Source organism: Allobrachymonas denitrificans DSM 15123 (assembly GCF_900110225.1).
GTDB lineage: Bacteria > Pseudomonadota > Gammaproteobacteria > Burkholderiales > Burkholderiaceae_C > Brachymonas > Brachymonas denitrificans.
The window spans coordinates 450607-469918 of record NZ_FOCW01000001.1 but is presented as its reverse complement, the minus strand read 5'-3'; the positions used below and the strand labels follow the sequence as shown (position 1 = coordinate 469918).

Sequence of the window (19312 nt, the reverse complement as noted above, 5' to 3'; positions counted from 1 at the left end):
AACAACGGATGACCTCCCCGCCGTTTCCGGCAAAAAATCGCTTTTTCGCCTTTTCTGCACGAAGCAGACCAATGCATCAAGAAGCCATCACGTAGCCCCAAAAATAAAGGCAGATGCGCACAACGTGCGTCATCTGCCCTCTACTCCCGCGACGCATTTCCTCAACCGGAACGCGCCTCAGCGGAGCTCAGCCGATTACATCAGCTTCATCTTCTTGGCTTCTTCCATCAGTTCGTCGCGGAACTTGGGATGCGCAATGGCGATCAGCGCCTTCACGCGCTCCTTGGCGGTACGGCCGCGCAACTGGGCCACGCCATATTCGGTCACCACGTAGTTCACGTCGTTCTTGCTGGTGGTCACATGGGTACCGACCGCCAGCGTGGGCGTGATGCGGGAAATGGTGTCGTTCTTGGCCGTGGAAGGCGTCACGATGAAGGACTTGCCGCCCTTGGAGCGGTTGGCCGCACGCACGAAGTCGGCCTGGCCACCGGTACCGGAGTAGGCGCGCCAGCCCTGCGACTCGGAGCCGCACTGGCCGGCAAAGTCGACCTGCATGGTGGCGTTGATGGAGATCAGGTTGTCGTTCTGGCCGGCCAGATAGGGATCGTTGGTGAAGTCCACCGGGTGCATTTCCATCATCGGGTTGCGATCCATGAACTTGTACAGCTTCTCGGAACCCAGCGCGAAGGTCGCCAGCATCTTGCCCGGCAGGTAGTTCTTGCGGCGGTTGGTCACCACACCGGCTTCCACCAGCGTCATGATGCCGTCACCGATCATCTCGGTGTGCACGCCCAGGTCCTTCTTGTGCGTCAGCTGCATCACCACGGCATCCGGAATGGCGCCGTAGCCGATCTGCAGGGTCGCGCCGTCGGGGATCATGTCAGCCACGTACTTGCCGATGGCTTCCTGCACCGGACCGATGGCCGGCAGGCCCACGGTGGCGACCGGCGTCTCGTCCTCGACGATGGCGGTCACGTCGGAAATGTGCACATGGCAGTTGCCGTAGGCAAATGGCACGTTCGGGTTCACTTCGAAGACCACGGCGCGGGCCTTCTTGATGGCGGCCATGGTGTAGTCGGTACCCAGGCTCACGGAGAAGTAGCCATGGTTGTCCATGGGAGAGACCAGCGCAAACACCACATCGGAGGGCATGTCGTTGTTCTCGTACAGCATGGGCATTTCGGAGAAGTAGTTGGGGATGTAGTCACCCCAGCCACCGTCCACGCAGTTGCGCGTATGGCCGCTCAGGAAGTAGGCCACCGGACGCACGTGCTCGGCCGTTTCGCTGTCGAAATAGTCGTACTTGCGCACCGGCAGGATCTGCGACACCTTCACATCGCGGAAGTTGCGGCGCTGCTCGGACAGCGCGGTCATCAGGGCCGGCGGCTCACCCACACCGGTCGGCACGACCACGGTGTTTCCGTTGTGCACGATGCCTACGGCATCAGCGGCAGACATGAGTTTTTCTTTGTATTGAGTCTGGAATGACATTCTTGCTCCTGTGTTTCGCGTAGGGGTGAGTAAGGGATTTTCCTAACCTTCTATCGTACTACGCAATCCTATTGAATGGCCAGCCGAAGCGGGCTTGAACGTTTGAGCCTGCACAAGAAAAAGCGCGCCCCGAGGGGCGCGCCTGCATGACGGACAAGAGCGGCGTCAGACGATCTTGTTGGAACGGCGCCAGATGCCCATGGCTTCCGCATCCTTGATCAGCTGGTCACGGAAATCCGGGTGCGCGATGTTGATCAGCGCCTCGGCACGCTGCCAGGTCGACTTGCCCTTCATCTGGGCGTAGCCGAACTCGGTCACCACGTAATGCACCAGCGAACGCGGGCAGGTCACGATCGAGCCGGGCGACAGCGTGGGCACGATGCGCGAAGCCATGGTGCCATCCTTCTGCTTGTAGGTGGAGCTGATGCAGATCAGGCCCTTGCCGCCTTCGGAGTTGAAGGCACCCAGGATGAAGTCCAGCTGGCCGCCGGTGCCGGAAATCTGGCGCGTGCCGGACGATTCGCTGGACACCTGCGTGAACAGGTCCACCTCGATGGCGTTGTTGATGGCGAACACCTTGGGGTTGCGGCCGATCACGCAGGGGTCGTTGGTGTAGTCCACCGGATAGATGGCGGCTGCCGGGTTGTTGTCGAGGAAGTCGTACAGCTTCTGCGAGCCCATGGCAAAGGTGTACACCATCTTGCCCTGGTCGATGCTCTTGTGCTTGCCGGTGATGCGGCCGGCCTCGTACATGTCGACATAGGAGTCGGCCAGCATCTCGGTGTGCACGCCCAGATCCTTCAGGTCGCTGTGCGCAATCATGGAGCCCACGATGTTGGGTAGCGCGCCAATGCCGAGCTGGATGGTGGCACCATCCTCCAGCAGCTGCATCACGTGCTTGGCAATGCCCATATCGGCCTCGCTGGCCTGGGTTTCGGGCAGCTGCACCAGCGGCGTGTTGGGGCCCTCGATCACCATGTCGATCTCGGAAATGTGGATGCCCTCGTCACGGCCGCCCAGGCAGCGCGGCACCGTGGTGTTGACCTCGAGAATCGCCTTCTTGGCCTTGCGCAGGTAGTCCGGCGTCATCGAGCAGCTGGTCGAGAAGTTGAAGAAGCCGTTGGCATCCATGGGCGTGACCTGCGCCACCGCCACATCCGGGCTCTCGTACAGGCGCACGGCCTTCGGGCCCTGATGGTAGGAGAAGGGGATGTAGCTTGCCAGGCCACGCTCGGCACACTTGCGGCCCAGGCCGGAGAAGTGCCAGTCGTTCCAGATGAAGGATTCGCGCGTCGGATCAGCCTCGACGCAGGCCAGCGGCTTCAGGCGCGTGGTGGTGATCAGGTTCACTTCCTGCAGTTCGCTGCGGCGCGCAGCCAGAGCCGTGTCGAATGCCTCGACGTTCTGCGCGAACTCGCCGACAAACACCGTGTCGCCCGACTTCACCACTGCAGCAGCCACTTCGGCGGAGACATGCTTTTGTTGATACAGATTTTGCTCGTTCATTCCCATGGTCAACCTCTCCTTTTACAACTAGTAGGATTTTACCATTGTCAATAGGGGTGTTCTCTATGAAAACTCCCGTTCAAACACCCCCAAAACGGCAGGGCCGATTCCCCGGCCACGGGACGACCCTACAGGCAGTCGTCTCCGGTCGATTTGGCATAATCGCAGGATGCCGTGGACACTGACTGCCCGGCATCACCACACAAGGAATTCCCCGTGCCCGCCTACCGTTCCAAGACTTCCACGCACGGCCGCAACATGGCCGGCGCCCGCGCCCTGTGGCGTGCCACCGGCATGACCGACGCCGACTTCGGCAAGCCGATCATTGCCATCGCCAACTCCTTCACCCAGTTCGTCCCCGGCCACGTGCACCTGCATGATCTGGGCCAGCTGGTGGCGCGTGAAATCGAGGCGGCCGGCGGCATCGCCAAGGAATTCAACACCATCGCCATCGACGACGGCATCGCCATGGGCCACAGCGGCATGCTGTACAGCCTGCCCAGCCGCGACCTGATCGCCGACAGCGTGGAATACATGGTCAACGCGCACTGCGCCGACGCCCTGGTCTGCATCAGCAACTGCGACAAGATCACCCCCGGCATGCTGATGGCCGCCATGCGCCTGAACATCCCGACCATCTTCGTCTCCGGCGGCCCGATGGAAGCCGGCAAGGTGATCGCCATTGCCGACGGCAACAAGGTCGAGCGCAAACTGGACCTGATCGACGCCATGATCGAGGCCGGCGACAGCAGCGTGTCCGACGAGACCGTGGCCCAGGTCGAGCGCAGCGCCTGCCCCACCTGCGGCTCCTGCTCCGGCATGTTCACCGCCAACTCCATGAACTGCCTGACCGAGGCATTGGGCCTGTCCCTGCCCGGCAACGGTTCGCTGGTGGCCACGCACGCGCAGCGCAAGGAACTGTTCCTGGAAGCCGGCCGCCTGATCGTCGATCTGGCCCGCCGCTACTACGAGCAGGACGATGCCAGCGTGCTGCCGCTCAACATCGCCACCAAGGCCGCGTTCGAGAACGCCATGAGCCTGGACATCGCCATGGGCGGTTCCACCAACACCATCCTGCACCTGCTGGCGGCTGCCACTGAAGCCGGTGTGGACTTCCGCATGGCCGATGTGGACCGTCTGAGCCGTCTCGTGCCCTGCCTGTGCAAGGTGGCACCGGCCACCCAGAAGTACCACATGGAAGATGTGCACCGCGCCGGCGGCGTGATTGCCATCCTGGCCGAACTGGACCGCGCCGGTCTGCTGCAGACCGGTGTTTCCACCGTGCACGCTCCCACGCTGAAGGATGCCCTGCAGCAATGGGACGTGATGCAGAACGCCGAAGGCAGCGCCGCACACCAGCGCTACCTGGCCGCTCCGGGCGGCATCCGCACCACGCAGGCATTCAGCCAGAGCCGCGTCTACCCGCGCCTGGACACCGACCGCGCCGACGGCTGCATCCGCGACAAGGAACATGCCTACTCGCTGGAAGGCGGCCTGGCCGTACTCTTCGGCAACCTGGCCGAGCGCGGCTGCGTGGTCAAGACGGCCGGCGTCGATGAAAGCATCTGGAAGTTCACCGGCCGTGCCCGCGTGTTCGAGAGCCAGGACGCTGCCGTCGAGGCCATCCTGGGTGACCAGGTGGTGGCCGGCGACGTGGTGGTGATCCGCTACGAAGGCCCCAAGGGCGGCCCCGGCATGCAGGAAATGCTCTACCCCACCAGCTACCTCAAGTCCAAGCACCTGGGCGCTGCCTGCGCGCTGCTGACCGATGGCCGCTTCTCCGGTGGCACTTCGGGCCTGAGCATCGGCCACGCCTCTCCGGAAGCGGCCGAAGGCGGCAACATCGGCCTGGTGGAAGAAGGTGACACCATCGAGATCGACATCCCGAAACGCAGCATCCATCTTGCCGTGAGCGACGAGGTGCTGGCACAGCGCCGCGCTGCCATGGAAGCCAAGGGCAAGGGGCAGGCCTGGAAGCCGGTCAAGCGCGACCGCGTGGTGTCGGCTGCCCTGCGCGCCTACGCCGCCATGACCACCAGCGCCGATACCGGTGCGGTGCGTGACGTGAGCCAGGTGGAGCGCTGATACGCGCGGTGCCTGATTGAATACTGCAGCGTCTGCGCCATCAGGCTGCATCCCTTTGCCTGAGACCGGACCATGCACTATTCCAGCTACGCGCGGCTCCTGCTGCTGGGCGCCATCTGGGGCTTCAGCTTCCTGTTCATGCGCATGGTGGCGCCGGTGCTCGGCGCCGTCCCCACCGCCTTTTTCCGGGTGCTGTTTGCCTCCCTGGGACTGATCGTCATCCTGATGGTGCTGCGCACGCGCTGGCAGTTCCAGGGCAAGTTCCGGCAGACCCTGTTGCTCGGGGCCATCAACTCGGGCATTCCCTTCCTGATGTACACCTTTGCGGCACGCCTGTTGCCGGCGGGGTACTCGGCCATCTTCAATGCCACGGCGCCCCTCATGGGGGTGCTGATCGGCGCCCTGTTCTTCCAGGAAGCCATCTCCCCGCGCAAGCTGGTCGGCGTCATCACCGGGCTGGCAGGTGTGACCCTGCTCACGGCCGTCGGACCGGTTGCCATCGGCTGGCCGGAAATGCTGGGCGCACTGGCCTGTCTGGTGGCCACCAGCTGCTACGGGTTTTCCGGATTTTTGACCCAGCGCTGGATCCATCAACGTGGTGGGCTGGATCCCAAGCTGGTCGCCATGGGCAGCCAGTTTGGCGCCACCCTGTTGCTGCTGCCCTTCTTTGCCACGTCCACGCTGGCGGCACCACCGGCCAGCTGGGGTACTCCGATGCTGTGGCTGGCGCTGGCAGCGCTGGGGCTGCTCTGCACGGCCTGGGCCTATATCCTGTTCTTCCGGCTGATGGAGGACATCGGCCCGGTGCGCTCGCTGACGGTCACGTTCCTGGTGCCAGCGTTCGGGGTGCTCTGGGGCGCCCTGTTTCTGGGTGAGCAGGTATCCTGGGCCCATCTGGCCGGTGGCGGCATGATCGGGCTGGCCTTGTGGCTGGTGGTGTCGCAGGCCGCACCCAAGGCTGCCACACGCACCTGATACGCAAGGCAGGTCGCACGCATCCAGATTGGCCAGTTCGATCCCATGCGTCGTATCTGATACGCAGGGCGCGACCGCACCGGATTCGCGCGTTCATGCCACTCCAGACACGACAAGGCCCACCGAAGTGGGCCATGCAAAGTACCGGAGGCAGTCAGAATCAGCTGTTGGGCTTCTTCAGCGCCTGGCCGTGCTCGTCACCGGCTTCGATGGAAGCAGTGTCGTCGGCAATGATGCTCAGGTCGCGCTTGCTGCGCTGTGCCGCGTTGGGACGCTCGATCAGCCAGTACAGCGTCAGACCGATCACCACCGCGTACACGGTGGCCTTGGCGTCGGGCATGGCCAGCGTCACCGCCACAATGCCTGCCACGCCACGCTCGGCGGAGTTCTTCAACTCTTCCATGCCCACCATGATGCAGATGTAGGCAGTCAGCACCAGCGTCAGCGACAGGGCAATCGGCAGCACCGGCTTGAACACCGACACCAGCGGCAGCATGAACACGGCGATCAGGCCGGTGATCCAGAAGGTACCGCCACCGGAATAGATGGAGTCCATCGCCTTGCGACCCAGGGCATAGCGCTCGGCCACGGTGGCGTGTGCCGCCGTCCACAGCGGACCGGCCAGACCCGGCCACGGTGCCAGCAGGGCATGCAGGCCGTTGCGCAGCGCGGTCACGATGTGCACGCGCGTCACGTCCAGCTCGATCACCTCGTCCTGGCGCAGGTGATCCACGCGCTTGCACAGGGCAAAGCCGACCAGAATGTCACCAAAGGCGATCACGTAGGCGATGATGGCGGTGGGAATGGCCAGCAGGAACATCTCGGTGCTGGGCATGCCGGTGGTGTACACCAGATAGTTCATCATCAGCGCGAAGTCGGGCTGGGTGATACCCCACTCGATATCGGGCAGCGGGTACTCGCTCACCGCCCAGCCGATGGCCATGGCGATCAGCATGCCGGGGATCATGCCGAAGTTGGAGATGATCTTGGCGAAGCGGTTGGTCTCGACGATGTGCTTGAACGACAGCGAGAACAGGATGTAGGCGGAAACGATGGAACCGATCAGCAGGGAAATCGGCGTGGCGTCGATGCGGCCGCCGGTTTTCAGTTCACCCATCATGGCGGCAATACCGGCGCCAATGATGATGCCTGACTTGAGCGAGTTGGGAATCAGCGTCACCAGCTTGTTGCCCAGACCGGTCAGCCCCAGCACCAGAAAGATGATGAACACTTCGACCTGCAGCGCAAACATGGCGCGCACGGCTTCCGGGCCGGGCTCGAAGTTCTGCAGGTAGAGCAGCACCACCGGAATCGCGGGCGTGATCCATCCCGGCACCAGCGGCACACCCATCAGGGCCGGCAGCAGGTAGCCGATGCCGGCGATCACGCAGAAGGCCAGCGCCGCTTCGTAGGGCATGGCCAGATATTTCATGAGCAGCGGGATCATGCCGAGGCTCACGACAAACATGAACAGGCCCTGCACCATTTCCGGGAATTCCCAGCGGTAGTGGATGAAAGGCAGTCGGATCTTGAAGGGGCCGGCTTTCCAGAACGGATGCTCGGCGCCGTATTCGCGTTGAATGGGCATGGGTATCAAATTGTTAGTTGAACTACAAAGTACGGGTTTATACCGATGATTCACGTAAACCATATACGGGTTTACCCTAGTGCGACATTGACATTGTGCTTTACCGGTTTTCTGCTAGCCCTGTCATCGGTCCGTATGACACAGGCGCACCGCCTTCCCGCCTCGGCGCTACCTGCGGCCGAATTGCGGCTTGGCCTTGCGTTCAAAAGGCCACTTTTATGTGCTTGCTGCGCTGCTGGATGACTTTCCCGGAGCTGAAGGTCTCCCAGGTACCTTCGTAGAAGGTGTATTGCCGGAGTCGTTTCGCCTTGCACTCGACAAGATGGCAGCGCTGGCGATGGCCCTGCAAGGCAACATCGACTGACGTGGAGCACACCGCACCGCGGCCTGGCCACAGGATTCCTGCCTGTATCAGGCCATCTCGAACTCAGGCCATCTCGAGCCAGATCGTCACCGGCCCGTCATTGACCAGCGCGACCTGCATGTCGGCGCCGAACACACCGCTGGCCACGTGCGGAAGCAGGGTGGTGGCCTGTGCGACGCTGTAGTCGTACAGCGCCTTGCCCAGGGCGGCGGGTGCCGCAGCGGTAAAGCTGGGCCGGTTGCCGCCGCTGCAATCCGCAGCCAGCGTGAACTGGCTGACCAGCAGCAGCCCGCCGGGCGTGCCTGCACCGTCCAGATCCTGCACGCTTCGGTTCATCTTGCCGGCATCGTCACTGAAAATGCGCAGCTTCAGGATCTTGGCGAGCATCCTGTCGGCAACGGCCTCGGTGTCTTGGGGCTCGGCACACAGCAACACCAGCAGACCGGGCCCGATCTGCCCGACCACGCTGCCTTCCACCGTCACACTCGCCTCGCGCACCCGTTGCAGCAGGGCTTTCATGCCTCGGACGCCTCCACGGCGGCCGTGCGCGCGAGCAGGGCCTCACGCAGCATGGGCAGGCCTTCCACGCCCCAGAACAGCTCTGGAGCGCCGCCCTCTTCTTCGGGCAACAGCACGCAGGAGGGAACGCCAAACACGCCATGCTGCAACGCCGCTTCACCAATGGCAAACAGCTCCTCCTTGACCGCCGCCTCTGCTGGATCACGCACCGCCGGCAGTTCACGCACCAGTTCCTGCCACACCGCATCGCGCAGCGCGGCATCATCGACATCACGCCCGCCCTGCCAGATGGCATTGAACAGGGTTTCGCACACATGGCGCCCGGGCTCGCCCTGCGGACTGGCAGCCAGCGCCATGCGCAGCCAGGGGATGGAATTGAACGGATGGACGGCCGGCAGGGCAAAATCCAGCCCCTGCTCACGCGCCAGCCAGCTGGCGTGGCGGAACAGCCAGTCGCGCTTGGGTGGCAGGCTGACCGGCACCGGCGTGCCATGCGCCTTCAGCAAGGCTCCCAGCACCAGCGGACGGTGCACCACCTGGTATGGCAGGCCCGCCAGCGTACGCGGCAAGGCGTGAAAGGCCACGTAGGCGTAGGGAGAGACAAAGTCGAAATAGAAGTGGATGGTGGGCACTGCAGTACTCCTCAGCGTGGCACGAAGGTCTGGCTGCGCGCCGGCAGCGCACGCCAGATGGCCTGCTTCTCCTCCTCGTCCAGCACCGACCAGTGCGCGATCTCGTCCAGCGTGCGCCAGCAGCCACGGCACAAGCCGCTGGCCGGATCGATCTGGCAGACGTTGATGCAGGGCGAGGGGCATTGTGGCATGGCCAGCGCGCAGGCAACGCGCGCGGCCAGGGCTTGCGCCTCTTTCTCGGTGGAACGGGTGGATGCAGTCATTGCCGCCATTATCGGCGCCCCGGCGCTGGTGGCGGCCTTGCTTCCGTATTCAACATGCGTGCCACCACGGCATCAGGGCGGCGACCTGCGTCACCGCCCGGGTTTCTGGCGCATCAGGCGCAGGCAGCCGACGCGCGCTTGGTCAGCAGCGCGCGCGCCACGCGCGAGCCGGACGGACGGTTCAGGAAGTCGCTGATCATCTGGCCGGCGTCGATCAGCTTGTCCAGATCGATGCCGGTGTCGATGCCCATGCCGTGCAGCATGTAGACCACATCTTCGGTCGCCACGTTGCCGGTTGCACCCTTGGCGTAGGGGCAGCCGCCCAGGCCGGCGACGGAGGTCTCGTGCTGCCACACGCCCATCTGCACCGCAGCCAGCGTGTTGGCCAGTGCCTGGCCATAGGTGTCGTGGAAGTGGCCGCTGATCTGGTCCACGCTGAAGTGCTTCAGCGTCGCCTCGATCGCGCGCTGCACCTTGAGCGGCGTGCCGACGCCAATGGTGTCGGCCACGGCCACCTGCTGCACGCCGATGTTCTTCAGCAGGCCCGCAAGGTAGTCCACGCGCTCGGGAGCGATCTCACCCTCGTAGGGGCAACCCACTGTGCAGCTCATGGCGGCGCGCACTTTCATGCCTGCAGCCAGCGCCGCCTCGACCACCGGCGCAAAGCGCTCGATGCTTTCTGCGATAGAGCAGTTGATGTTCTTCTGGCTGAAGGCTTCGCTGGCCGCGCCAAACACCGTCACTTCGTCGGGCTTCGTCAGCACCGCTGCCTCGTAGCCCTTCATGTTGGGCACCAGCACCGAATAGACCACGCCCGGCTTGCGCTGGATCGCGTTCATCACCTCAGTGTTGTCGCCCATCTGCGGCACCCACTTGGGGCTGACAAAGCTGGTGGTTTCCAGCTTTGTCACGCCGGCATCCACCAGGCGGTGGATCAGGTCGACCTTGATCTCGGTGGGCACGGTCTGCTTTTCGTTCTGCAGGCCGTCACGCGGGCCGAGTTCGATGATTTGGGCTTTGGAGGGAAGCATGGGAAGCCTTTCGGGAAGATGTCAGGACATCAGCGGATCACCCGGTTCAGCAATTGCATCTGCATCTGCATCTGCCGTTCGATGTTCCGGATGTCGTTGTCGATGATCCGCTTCTCGGCCAGCAGGCGGCGCTGATGGTCAGCCGTCTGCCGGTCGCTGCGGGCCAGTTCGCGCACCACGTTGTTGCGTGCGTTCTGGCGGGAATCGAGCCGCTGCTGCAGCTGGCGCATGGTCTGTTCATGGGCGCGCTGTTCGGCAGCGGGTTGGTAGTGGCGCAGGAACTCGGCCTCGGCAGCAGCCGGGCAATGTCCCAGTGTGTAGCGTCCGCCCTGGCGGGCAAATTCGACTGCGCGAGCGGGGCTGGAGCAGAACTCCTGATGGCCCTGCTGCCAGCCGCTTTGCCATGCCTGCTGCGTGCCGCGCACACCCGCGGCTTCGCAGCGCGTAAAGCGGTCCTGCGCATACTGCGACCCACGTCCTTTCAACGCCTCGTTCAGGCCCGTCTTGTGCCAGTCGGTCACGCTGCATTGCTGCACGGGATCGACCGTGGCGCAGCCTGCCAGGGTGAGCAGCAGGACAGCGCCACCGGTAGCGGCGACGCGGCGGAAGGCATGCGTTTTAACCATGTGAAACCTCTCTGTCGGAAAAGGCAGCGATGGTACAGGCCGTGGGCGCAGCCGGGTTACAGGGTGCAACCCGCTCAGGCGGATTTCAGCGTCAGCAGTTCGTCGCCATCCTGCACCTGGTCGCCCGGTGCAAACAGCAATTCGACTACTTCACCGTCCGCCGGTGCGGAAATGGTGTGCTCCATCTTCATGGCCTCCATCACCGCCAGCGGCTGACCCTTGGCTACCTTGTCGCCTGCCTTCACGGCAAAGGACACCACCTTGCCCGGCATCGGGGCCGTCAGACGGCCACCCTCGCCACCCTCGCCGGAGTGGAACAGGGAGTCGACCACGGTGATCTGGCTGGAGCCGCGCTGGCTGAACACGTTCAGCTCTTCGCCATCCAGCCAGGCCTGCAGCACCTGGCGATCATCGCCATAGCGCACGTCCATGCGGCCATCATCACGCTCTTCCACGATCAGCGGACCTTCGGTCAGCACCTCGGGGTGCAGCGTGCCGTCCGGCTTGCTGATGACGATGTAGTAGGTACCGTCGTGTTCGTAGCGCAGGTCGGCCTGCAGCGGCTCGCCACGGTACATCAGCTGGAACTGGCGGCTGAAACCGCCGTAAGCACGCCAGCCGTCACGGCGGCTGAACGGGTCCTTGCCCTGCAGATCCTTGATTTCGTTGAAGGTGCGGTGACCAATGGCCGCTGCCACGCTCATCGGCATACCCAGGCTGTCCTGGCCGAACAGCACATCGGCCTCGCGCGGGATCAGCGCCGTGTCCAGCTTGGCCTGGCTGAAGGACTCGGTCGCCAGGATCTGGCGCAGGAACTGCACGTTGGTGGTCAGGCCGACGATGCGCATGTGTGCCAGCGCGCCGTCCAGACGGGCCAGCGCCTGCTCGCGGTCGGCGCCCCACACGATCAGCTTGGCGATCATGGAGTCGTAGAACGGGCTGATGGCATCGCCTTCACGTACGCCGGAGTCCACGCGGGCATCGCCACGCTCGAAAGTCACGCTCCACTCGGGCGTGCGGTAGGTCTTGAGCGTGCCGGTCACCGGCAGGAAGTTGTTCTCGGGGTTCTCGGCGTTGATACGCGCCTCGATGGCGTGGCCGTTGATCTGCAGTTCGTCCTGCGTCTTCGGCAGCTTTTCGCCGGCCGCCACGCGCAGCTGCCATTCGACCAGGTCGGTACCGGTGATGGCTTCGGTGACCGGGTGCTCCACCTGCAGGCGGGTGTTCATTTCCATGAAGTAGAACTTCATTTCTTCCGGCTTGTCGTAGCCACCCGGCTGCTCGACGATGAATTCGACCGTGCCGGCGCCGACGTAGTTCACGGCACGGGCAGCAGCCACGGCAGCCTCGCCCATCTGCTTGCGCAGCTCGGGCGTCATGCCCGGAGCGGGTGCTTCTTCCAGCACCTTCTGGTGGCGGCGCTGCACCGAGCAGTCACGCTCGAACAGGTAGACGTAGTTGCCATGCGTGTCGCCAAATACCTGAATCTCGATGTGGCGCGGACGCAGCACGTATTTCTCGACCAGCACGGCGTCATCGCCAAAGCTGTTGATGGCTTCGCGCTTGCAGGACTCGAGTGCAGCGGCAAAGTCCTCGGCCTTCTCGACCAGGCGCATGCCCTTGCCACCGCCGCCGGCGCTGGCCTTGATCAGCACCGGGTAGCCGATGCGGTCTGCCTCTTTCTTCAGCAGGTCGGGGTCCTGGTCGGCACCGTGGTAGCCCGGCACCAGCGGCACGCCGGCCTGCTCCATCAGGCGCTTGGATTCGGCCTTCAGGCCCATGGCCAGGATGGCGGATGCCGGCGGGCCGATGAACACCAGACCGGCGTCGGCACAGGCCTGGGCAAATTCCTCGTTCTCGCTCAGGAAACCGTAGCCGGGGTGGATCGCCTGCGCGCCCTTGGACTTGGCGGCATCGATGATGCGCTGCCATTGCAGGTAGCTGTCCTTGGGGGCGCTGCCGCCCACATGCACGGCTTCGTTGCACAGCTGCACATGCTTGGAACGGGCGTCGGCATCGGAATACACCGCCACCGTCTGTACGCCCATGCGGCGCGCCGTGGAAGCCACGCGGCAGGCAATTTCGCCGCGGTTGGCAATCAGGATTTTCTTGAACATCACAGTCTCCTTGGTATCTGTCGTCGGGGTCGGCCGGCCATCAGGGTGATGGCGCCGGCTCCGCCCCGAACCATGTTTTCAAACGGCGAATGGCGGCGCGCAGGAAGCGCACCAGAAGAATCGTTACCAGCACCATCAGCACCACGGCCACCAGCAGCACCACGCCAAAGACGATGGGCTGGTTGACTGCAAGCCAGAGGATGCCGACCACCAGCCCGTCCTCGAACAGGCTGGCCGCCACGTTGCTGAAGGGTTCGGGTGAGGTGTTGATGGCAGCGCGCGTGGTCGTCTTGGCGGCCTGGCTGGTGGCAGCCAGGGTACCACCCAGAATGGTGGCCACCAGCGTCATGGTGCCGCCATCGGCACCGAACACGCTGCCGGCCAGCGCAGCGCCGGCGGGGATGCGGATCACGCTGTTCGCCAGATCCCAGAGGCTGTCCAGCCCCGGAATCTTGTCGGCGAAGAACTCCATGAACAGCATGAAGCCGCTGGCACCCAGCACGGCCGGATGTTCCAGCAACTGCATGCTGTGCGGCAGCGGTACCCAGCCCAGCAGCCCCATCAGGCCGGTGAGAAACACCACGGCGTACAGGCGAAAGCCACTGGCCCAGCCCAGCGCACCGGCCAGGGCCAGCAGGCCGGCCATGTCCATCTTGCCCAGCGCCTGGCCTGCCACATCGCCTGCAGAGTGCCCGGCGCTGCTGAGCACATCGCCGGTCTGCTGCAGGAAGGGCAGCCATTGCTGGAACCATTGCAATACGGTGTCGATCATGAGCGTCTCCATGGAGAAACAGGTGCCGCACCATGGTACGCAGGCCGGCCCTGGCGGGAAGGCTGTGCGATGGAAAGGCGGTACTTGTTCATGATCGAATGCGTTTTCGGTGAGCCCGGCTTATTTCTCGAGCCAGGACGGCTTGCGCTTCTGCAGGAAGCTCTGCACACCCTCGCGGCCCTCTTCGCTGGCGCGGATGTCGGCAATGCCGGCTACCGTGTCGGCGATGAGCTCGGGGGTGATCTCCTGCTCGGCCACGTCCTGCACCAGCAGCTTGCAGGCCTTGACGGCTGCCGGGCTGGCCATGCACAGGGCCTTGGCAATCTCGGCCACCTTGGCGTCGAGTTCTTCTGCCGTCACCAGCTCATGCACAAAACCGATGCGATGGGCTTCCTTGGCATCGAAGCGCTCGGCCGTCAGGAAGTAGCGGTGCGAGGCACGCGGGCCCATGGCGCGGATCACGTAGGGGCTGATGGTGGCCGGAATCAGGCCCAGCTTGACTTCGCTCAGGCAGTAGTTGGCGGTATCCACGCTCACCACCATGTCGCAGGCAGCAACCAGGCCCATGCCGCCGGCATAGACATCGCCCTGCACGCGCGCGATGGTCGGCTTGGGGCAGGTGTAGATCACGCGCAGCATCTCGGCCAGCTTGCCGGCGTCGGCGAGGTTCTCGTCGCGCGTGTAGTCGGCCATGCGGCGCATCCAGTTCAGGTCGGCACCGGCGCAGAAGGCCGGGCCTTCGGCGGCCAGCACCACACAGCGCACGTCAGCGTTGTTGCCGATGTCGGTAAAAGCCTGTGTCAGTTCGGCGATGACTTCATCGTTGAAGGCATTGCGCACATCTGGACGGCTGAGCGTGAGGGTGGCGACATGGCCTTCGATGGTGGTCACAAGTGCGGTCATGAATCAAACTCCGTCTTGTCGTTATGACTTGCTGCCGCGGCCGGTGCGTGCTGCACGCAGGCCGTGGCGGTCGAGAAAGCTGGCGACCCGGGGTTGCCAGATTCCCGGGAAATGGGTGAACAGTGCGTGGCCGTCGGCGCCCACGCGCCCCACATCCACGAACTCGCCCGCGCCGCCGATGCGGCTGTAGGCGTCGAACCACTGCTTCGGTACGGTGTCACCGAAATAGCGGTCGTTGGTGGCATAGAGCCAGAGCGTCGGCACGCGTACTGAAGTACCGAAGCTGCGCAACTGCTGTGCCAGCGGAAAGGTCGAACAGGGCTGTTGCGGACGCAGCTTGGGATCGCCACCGGCACCGCCGGAAACATTGATCACCGCACGCACGCCAGCCGGCTTGCGCGCCGCAGCCGCCAGGGCCGCGATGCCGCCATAGGAATGGCCCACCAGCACGGTGCGGTCATCCGTCACGCCGGGGCGCTTGCGCACCACCTCGAGCACGGCCAGCGCCTGATCGGCTGCTGCCTGAAAACCGGGGCCGAACTCGCGCCGCTCGCAGTTGCCGGAAGCCTCCACATCGCGCCCGCCAGTCACACCGTAGCCGATGCGGGTCGGCACCGCCACCACGTAGCCACGTTTCACGAAGAAATCGACGGCAGCGGAGAAGCGGGCCCGGCCCATGTCGGCCTTGGCAGCACTGTCGGCCGGACGGCCATGCAGGATGATGGCCACCGGGGCGTTGCTCTTGTTGGCATCGTCGCGGAACAGCGAGGTGCGCACCAGCCGGGTTTCGACCTGGCCGGCGCGGTCCTTCACGGTGACCGGCACATCCAGCCGCTCTTCCTGCAGGCGCGCCTGCGCACTGGCCGCCACGGCGGCCAGCGTTGCAAGAAGGAACAGCTTGCGCAGCACGGCCAGCCCTGTGCCTTACATGCGGAAGATACCGAACTTCGGCTCTTCGATCGGGGCGTTGTAGGCCGCGCTCAGGCCCAGGGCCAGCATGCGGCGGGTATCGGCCGGATCGATGATGCCGTCGTCCCACAGACGCGCGGTAGCGTAGTAGGGATGGCCCTGCTCTTCGTACTGCTGGCGGATCGGGGCCTTGAAGGCTTCCTCTTCCTCGGCAGACCAGGTACCGCCCTTGGCTTCGATACCGTCGCGGCGCACCGTGGCCAGCACGCCAGCTGCCTGCTCGCCGCCCATCACGGAGATGCGGGCATTGGGCCACATCCACAGGAAGCGCGGGCTGTAGGCGCGACCGCACATGCCGTAGTTGCCGGCGCCGAAAGAGCCGCCGATCACCACGGTGAATTTGGGCACGTTGGCGGTGGCCACGGCCGTCACCATCTTGGCGCCGTGGCGGGCGATACCCTCGTTCTCATACTTGCGGCCCACCATGAAGCCGGTGATGTTCTGCAGGAACACCAGCGGAATCTTGCGGTGGCAGCACAGCTCGATGAAATGGGCGCCCTTCTGTGCGCTCTCGCCGAACAGAATGCCGTTGTTGGCAATGATGCCGACCTTCATGCCCTCGATGCGGGCAAAGCCGCACACCAGCGTGGTGCCGAAACGGGCCTTGAACTCGTCCAGTTCGGAGTCATCCACGATGCGGGCAATCACTTCGCGTACATCGAAGGGCTTGCGCGTGTCGGTCGGGATGATGCCGTACAGTTCCTTGGCGTCGTAGCGCGGCGGCTTGGGCTCGGCGTACTGCGGCAGGCCTTCCTTCTGGTGGTTCAGGTTGTCGACGATGCTGCGGGCCAGCGACAGCGCGTGCATGTCGTTCTGCGCCAGGTGATCCGCCACGCCGGACAGGCGGGTGTGCACATCGCCACCGCCCAGGTCTTCGGCCGTCACCACTTCACCCGTGGCGGCTTTCACCAGCGGGGGGCCGCCCAGGAAAATCGTGCCCTGGTTCTTGACGATGATGGTCTCGTCGCTCATGGCCGGCACGTAGGCGCCGCCAGCGGTACAGGAACCCATCACCACGGCGATCTGGGCAATGCCCTGGGCGCTCAGGTTGGCCTGGTTGTAGAAGATGCGGCCGAAGTGGTCACGATCCGGGAACACGTCGTCCTGGTTGGGCAGGTTGGCACCGCCGCTGTCCACCAGGTAGATACACGGCAGATGGTTCTGCTGGGCAATCTCCTGGGCGCGCAGGTGCTTCTTCACCGTCATCGGATAGTAGGTACCGCCCTTCACCGTGGCGTCGTTACAGACGATCAGGCAGTCCACGCCGGAGACGCGGCCAATACCGGTGATCACGCCCGCACCGGGAGCGGAGTCGCTGCCGTCACGGTCGGGGTACATGTTCATGGCTGCCAGGGGAGACAGCTCGAGGAAAGGCGTGCCGGGGTCGAGCAGCATCTCGACGCGCTGGCGCGGCAGCAGCTTGCCGCGGGCCACGTGCTTGGCGCGCGCAGCCTCGGGGCCGCCCAGCGCCACGCGCTCGACATGCTTGCGCAGGTCGTCCACGACGGCCTGCATGGCAGCGGCATTGGCCTGGAATTCGGCCGAGCGCGCATTGAGTTTGGATTGGATAACGGGCATGGTGCAATCTCCTTGTGCGCAGGGCGCGCGCTGGCGCCCCGCTGACTTCTCTTGTTCTGTGCGGCCGGCAGCTGCCGGCCTGGCCCATCAGGCCGTCTTGGCTTCGCTCAGACCCAGCTCTTCCTTCATCGCATCGCGAATCTTGAATTTCTGGATCTTGCCGGTGACCGTCATCGGGAACTCTTCCACGAAACGGAGGTATTTGGGCACCTTGTAGTGGGCGATCTGGCCCTTGCAGAACTCGCGGATCTGGTCTTCATCCAGCTTCTGGCCGGGCTTGGCGATGATCCAGGCGCACAGCTCCTCGCCGTAGCGCTCGTCCGGCACGCCGACCACCTGCACGTCCTGCACCTTGGGATGGCGGTACAGGAATTCCTCGATCTCGCGCGGGTAGACGTTTTCGCCGCCGCGGATCACCATATCCTTGATGCGGCCCACGATGTTGACGTAGCCCTGCTCGTCCATGGTGGCCAGGTCGCCGGTGTGCATCCAGCCTTCTTCGTCCACGGCTTCCTTGGTCTTGGCCTCATCGCCCCAGTAGCCGTGCATGACGGAGTAGCCGCGCGTGCACAGCTCGCCGGATTCGCCGCAGGGCATGGTCTCGCCGCTTTCGGGATTGACGATCTTCACTTCCAGGTTGGGCTGCACCAGGCCGACGGTGGAGACGCGGCGGTCCAGCGGGGTATCGACGCTGGACTGGCAGCTCACCGGGCTGGTTTCAGTCATGCCGTAGGCGATGGTGACCTGGCTCATGTGCATTTCGCTCACGACGCGCTTCATCACCTCGATCGGGCAGGGAGAGCCAGCCATGATGCCGGTGCGCAGCGTGGACAGGTCGAAGTCCTTGAACTGCGGATGATCCAGCTCGGCGATGAACATGGTGGGCACGCCATGCAGGGCCGTGCACTTCTCTTCCTGCACGGTCTGCAGCACCAGCAGCGGATCGAAGGCGTCGTTGGGATAGATCACGCAGGCGCCGTGCGTCATGCAGGCCAGGTTGCTCATCACCATGCCGAAGCAGTGGTACAGCGGCACCGGGCAGCACAGGCGGTCCTTGTCGGTCAGTTCGATGCACTCGCCGACGAACCAGCCGTTGTTCAGGATGTTGCGATGCGTGAGCGTGGCGCCCTTGGGGAAGCCGGTGGTACCGCTGGTGAACTGGATGTTGATCGGATCGGTGTTCTTCAGCGTCTGCTGCACGGCCGACACCTGCGGGTCGAGCTGGTCGCCGGTGGCGATCCAGTCGGAGAAGCGCTGCATGCCGGGGATGTCGTCACCCTGGCCGGCCACGTCGATCCAGACGATGCGGCGCAGCGAGGGCATGCGGGAGATGGCCAGCATGCCGGGGTGACACTTGGGCAGCTCGGGAGCCAGTTCCTGCAGCATGCCAACGTAGTTGCTGCTCTTGAAGCTGGGCATGACGATGATGGCCTTGCAACCCACCTTGTTCACGGCGTACTCGACCTCGGCCACGCGGTAGGCCGGGTTGATGTTGACCAGCACGACACCGATCTTGGCGGTAGCCACCTGCACCAGCAGCCATTCGGCGTTGTTGTGCGACCAGATGCCCACGCGGTCGCCCTTCTGCAGGCCGCTCTTGAGCATGGCGCTGGCCAGCTGGGTAGCCTTGAGCTGGAGCTGGTGGTAGGTGTAGCGGATGCCCTGGTGACGGCTCACCAGCACTTCGTGATCGGGGAACTTGGCAACCACGCTGTCGAAGTGGTCACCGATGGTGACTTCGAGCAGGGGCTTGTCGGTGTCGCCCTTGTCGTAGCTGTTGGGCAGCGGTGCATTGGGGGATTGCACCACATGGTGCTGCGGGATGTCTTTGGCGTCCATCGTTGTCTCCTGAGGTTTGACCAGTTGTTCAGCACAGGGTCGACGGATTCTTGC

At 64.2% G+C, this 19312-nt stretch carries 17 protein-coding genes; 3 read left to right on the top strand and 14 right to left on the bottom strand.

What is annotated here, in order from left to right:
* Window positions 1–195: 195 nt before the first annotated feature.
* Both BMW28_RS02215 and BMW28_RS02210 read right to left on the bottom strand, forming a co-directional pair.
* A complete protein-coding gene (locus BMW28_RS02215; protein WP_091813289.1) occupies window positions 196–1491 on the bottom strand; it encodes an acetyl-CoA hydrolase/transferase family protein in 1296 nt (431 codons plus the stop codon).
* Window positions 1492–1656: 165 nt separating this feature from the next.
* Window positions 1657–3003 (bottom strand): acetyl-CoA hydrolase/transferase family protein, encoded by a 1347-nt coding sequence (locus BMW28_RS02210; RefSeq protein WP_091813287.1) that lies wholly within the window; start codon window positions 3001–3003, stop codon window positions 1657–1659.
* Between the two features lie 210 nt (window positions 3004–3213).
* Here BMW28_RS02210 and ilvD point away from each other — a divergent pair, with 210 nt between their 5' ends.
* Both ilvD and BMW28_RS02200 read left to right on the top strand, forming a co-directional pair.
* On the top strand, window positions 3214–5082 hold the full coding sequence (gene ilvD, locus BMW28_RS02205; RefSeq protein ID WP_091813284.1) for a dihydroxy-acid dehydratase: 1869 nt from the start codon (window positions 3214–3216) through the stop codon (window positions 5080–5082).
* Window positions 5083–5154: 72 nt separating this feature from the next.
* Window positions 5155–6057, top strand: coding sequence for a DMT family transporter (locus BMW28_RS02200; protein ID WP_091813282.1), 903 nt, complete (start codon window positions 5155–5157; stop codon window positions 6055–6057).
* A 160-nt stretch (window positions 6058–6217) separates the two neighbouring features.
* Here BMW28_RS02200 and BMW28_RS02195 read toward each other — a convergent pair whose 3' ends face one another.
* Entirely contained in the window at window positions 6218–7645 is a 1428-nt protein-coding gene (locus BMW28_RS02195) for a solute carrier family 23 protein (RefSeq protein ID WP_091813279.1), read from the bottom strand.
* 190 nt (window positions 7646–7835) lie between these two features.
* On the opposite strand from BMW28_RS02195, the gene BMW28_RS12880 reads away from it, so the two are divergent.
* Entirely contained in the window at window positions 7836–8009 is a 174-nt protein-coding gene (locus BMW28_RS12880; protein ID WP_159430684.1) for a hypothetical protein, read from the top strand.
* A gap of 63 nt (window positions 8010–8072) precedes the next feature.
* Here BMW28_RS12880 and dtd read toward each other — a convergent pair whose 3' ends face one another.
* The 11 genes from dtd to BMW28_RS02140 form a co-directional block, all read right to left on the bottom strand.
* Complete coding sequence (gene dtd / locus BMW28_RS02190) at window positions 8073–8528, bottom strand: D-aminoacyl-tRNA deacylase (RefSeq protein WP_091813276.1); 456 nt, start codon at window positions 8526–8528, stop codon at window positions 8073–8075.
* Window positions 8525–9160: a DsbA family protein gene (locus tag BMW28_RS02185; RefSeq protein WP_159430682.1), complete on the bottom strand. Its 636-nt coding sequence runs from the start codon at window positions 9158–9160 to the stop codon at window positions 8525–8527. Before BMW28_RS02185 ends, dtd begins: the two co-directional genes overlap by 4 nt.
* Window positions 9161–9171: 11 nt before the next feature.
* Window positions 9172–9423 (bottom strand): DUF1289 domain-containing protein, encoded by a 252-nt coding sequence (locus BMW28_RS02180; protein WP_407640925.1) that lies wholly within the window; start codon window positions 9421–9423, stop codon window positions 9172–9174.
* Window positions 9424–9536: 113 nt separating this feature from the next.
* A complete protein-coding gene (locus BMW28_RS02175; RefSeq protein ID WP_091813273.1) occupies window positions 9537–10454 on the bottom strand; it encodes a hydroxymethylglutaryl-CoA lyase in 918 nt (305 codons plus the stop codon).
* 29 nt (window positions 10455–10483) lie between these two features.
* Complete coding sequence (locus BMW28_RS02170) at window positions 10484–11080, bottom strand: DUF2799 domain-containing protein (RefSeq protein ID WP_091813272.1); 597 nt, start codon at window positions 11078–11080, stop codon at window positions 10484–10486.
* A gap of 74 nt (window positions 11081–11154) precedes the next feature.
* Window positions 11155–13197 carry an acetyl/propionyl/methylcrotonyl-CoA carboxylase subunit alpha gene (locus tag BMW28_RS02165; RefSeq protein ID WP_091813269.1) on the bottom strand — a complete coding sequence of 681 codons (2043 nt, stop codon included), beginning with the start codon at window positions 13195–13197 and terminating at the stop codon, window positions 11155–11157.
* A gap of 40 nt (window positions 13198–13237) precedes the next feature.
* Window positions 13238–13969 carry a DUF4126 domain-containing protein gene (locus tag BMW28_RS02160; protein WP_407640924.1) on the bottom strand — a complete coding sequence of 244 codons (732 nt, stop codon included), beginning with the start codon at window positions 13967–13969 and terminating at the stop codon, window positions 13238–13240.
* Window positions 13970–14089: 120 nt separating this feature from the next.
* Window positions 14090–14872: an enoyl-CoA hydratase/isomerase family protein gene (locus BMW28_RS02155; RefSeq protein WP_091813266.1), complete on the bottom strand. Its 783-nt coding sequence runs from the start codon at window positions 14870–14872 to the stop codon at window positions 14090–14092.
* Window positions 14873–14893: 21 nt separating this feature from the next.
* Entirely contained in the window at window positions 14894–15781 is an 888-nt protein-coding gene (locus BMW28_RS02150) for an alpha/beta hydrolase family protein (RefSeq protein ID WP_234969945.1), read from the bottom strand.
* 15 nt (window positions 15782–15796) lie between these two features.
* A complete protein-coding gene (locus tag BMW28_RS02145) occupies window positions 15797–17419 on the bottom strand; it encodes a carboxyl transferase domain-containing protein (protein WP_091813260.1) in 1623 nt (540 codons plus the stop codon).
* A gap of 87 nt (window positions 17420–17506) precedes the next feature.
* Window positions 17507–19258: an AMP-binding protein gene (locus BMW28_RS02140; protein WP_200785700.1), complete on the bottom strand. Its 1752-nt coding sequence runs from the start codon at window positions 19256–19258 to the stop codon at window positions 17507–17509.
* Between the last annotated feature and the right edge of the window lie 54 nt (window positions 19259–19312).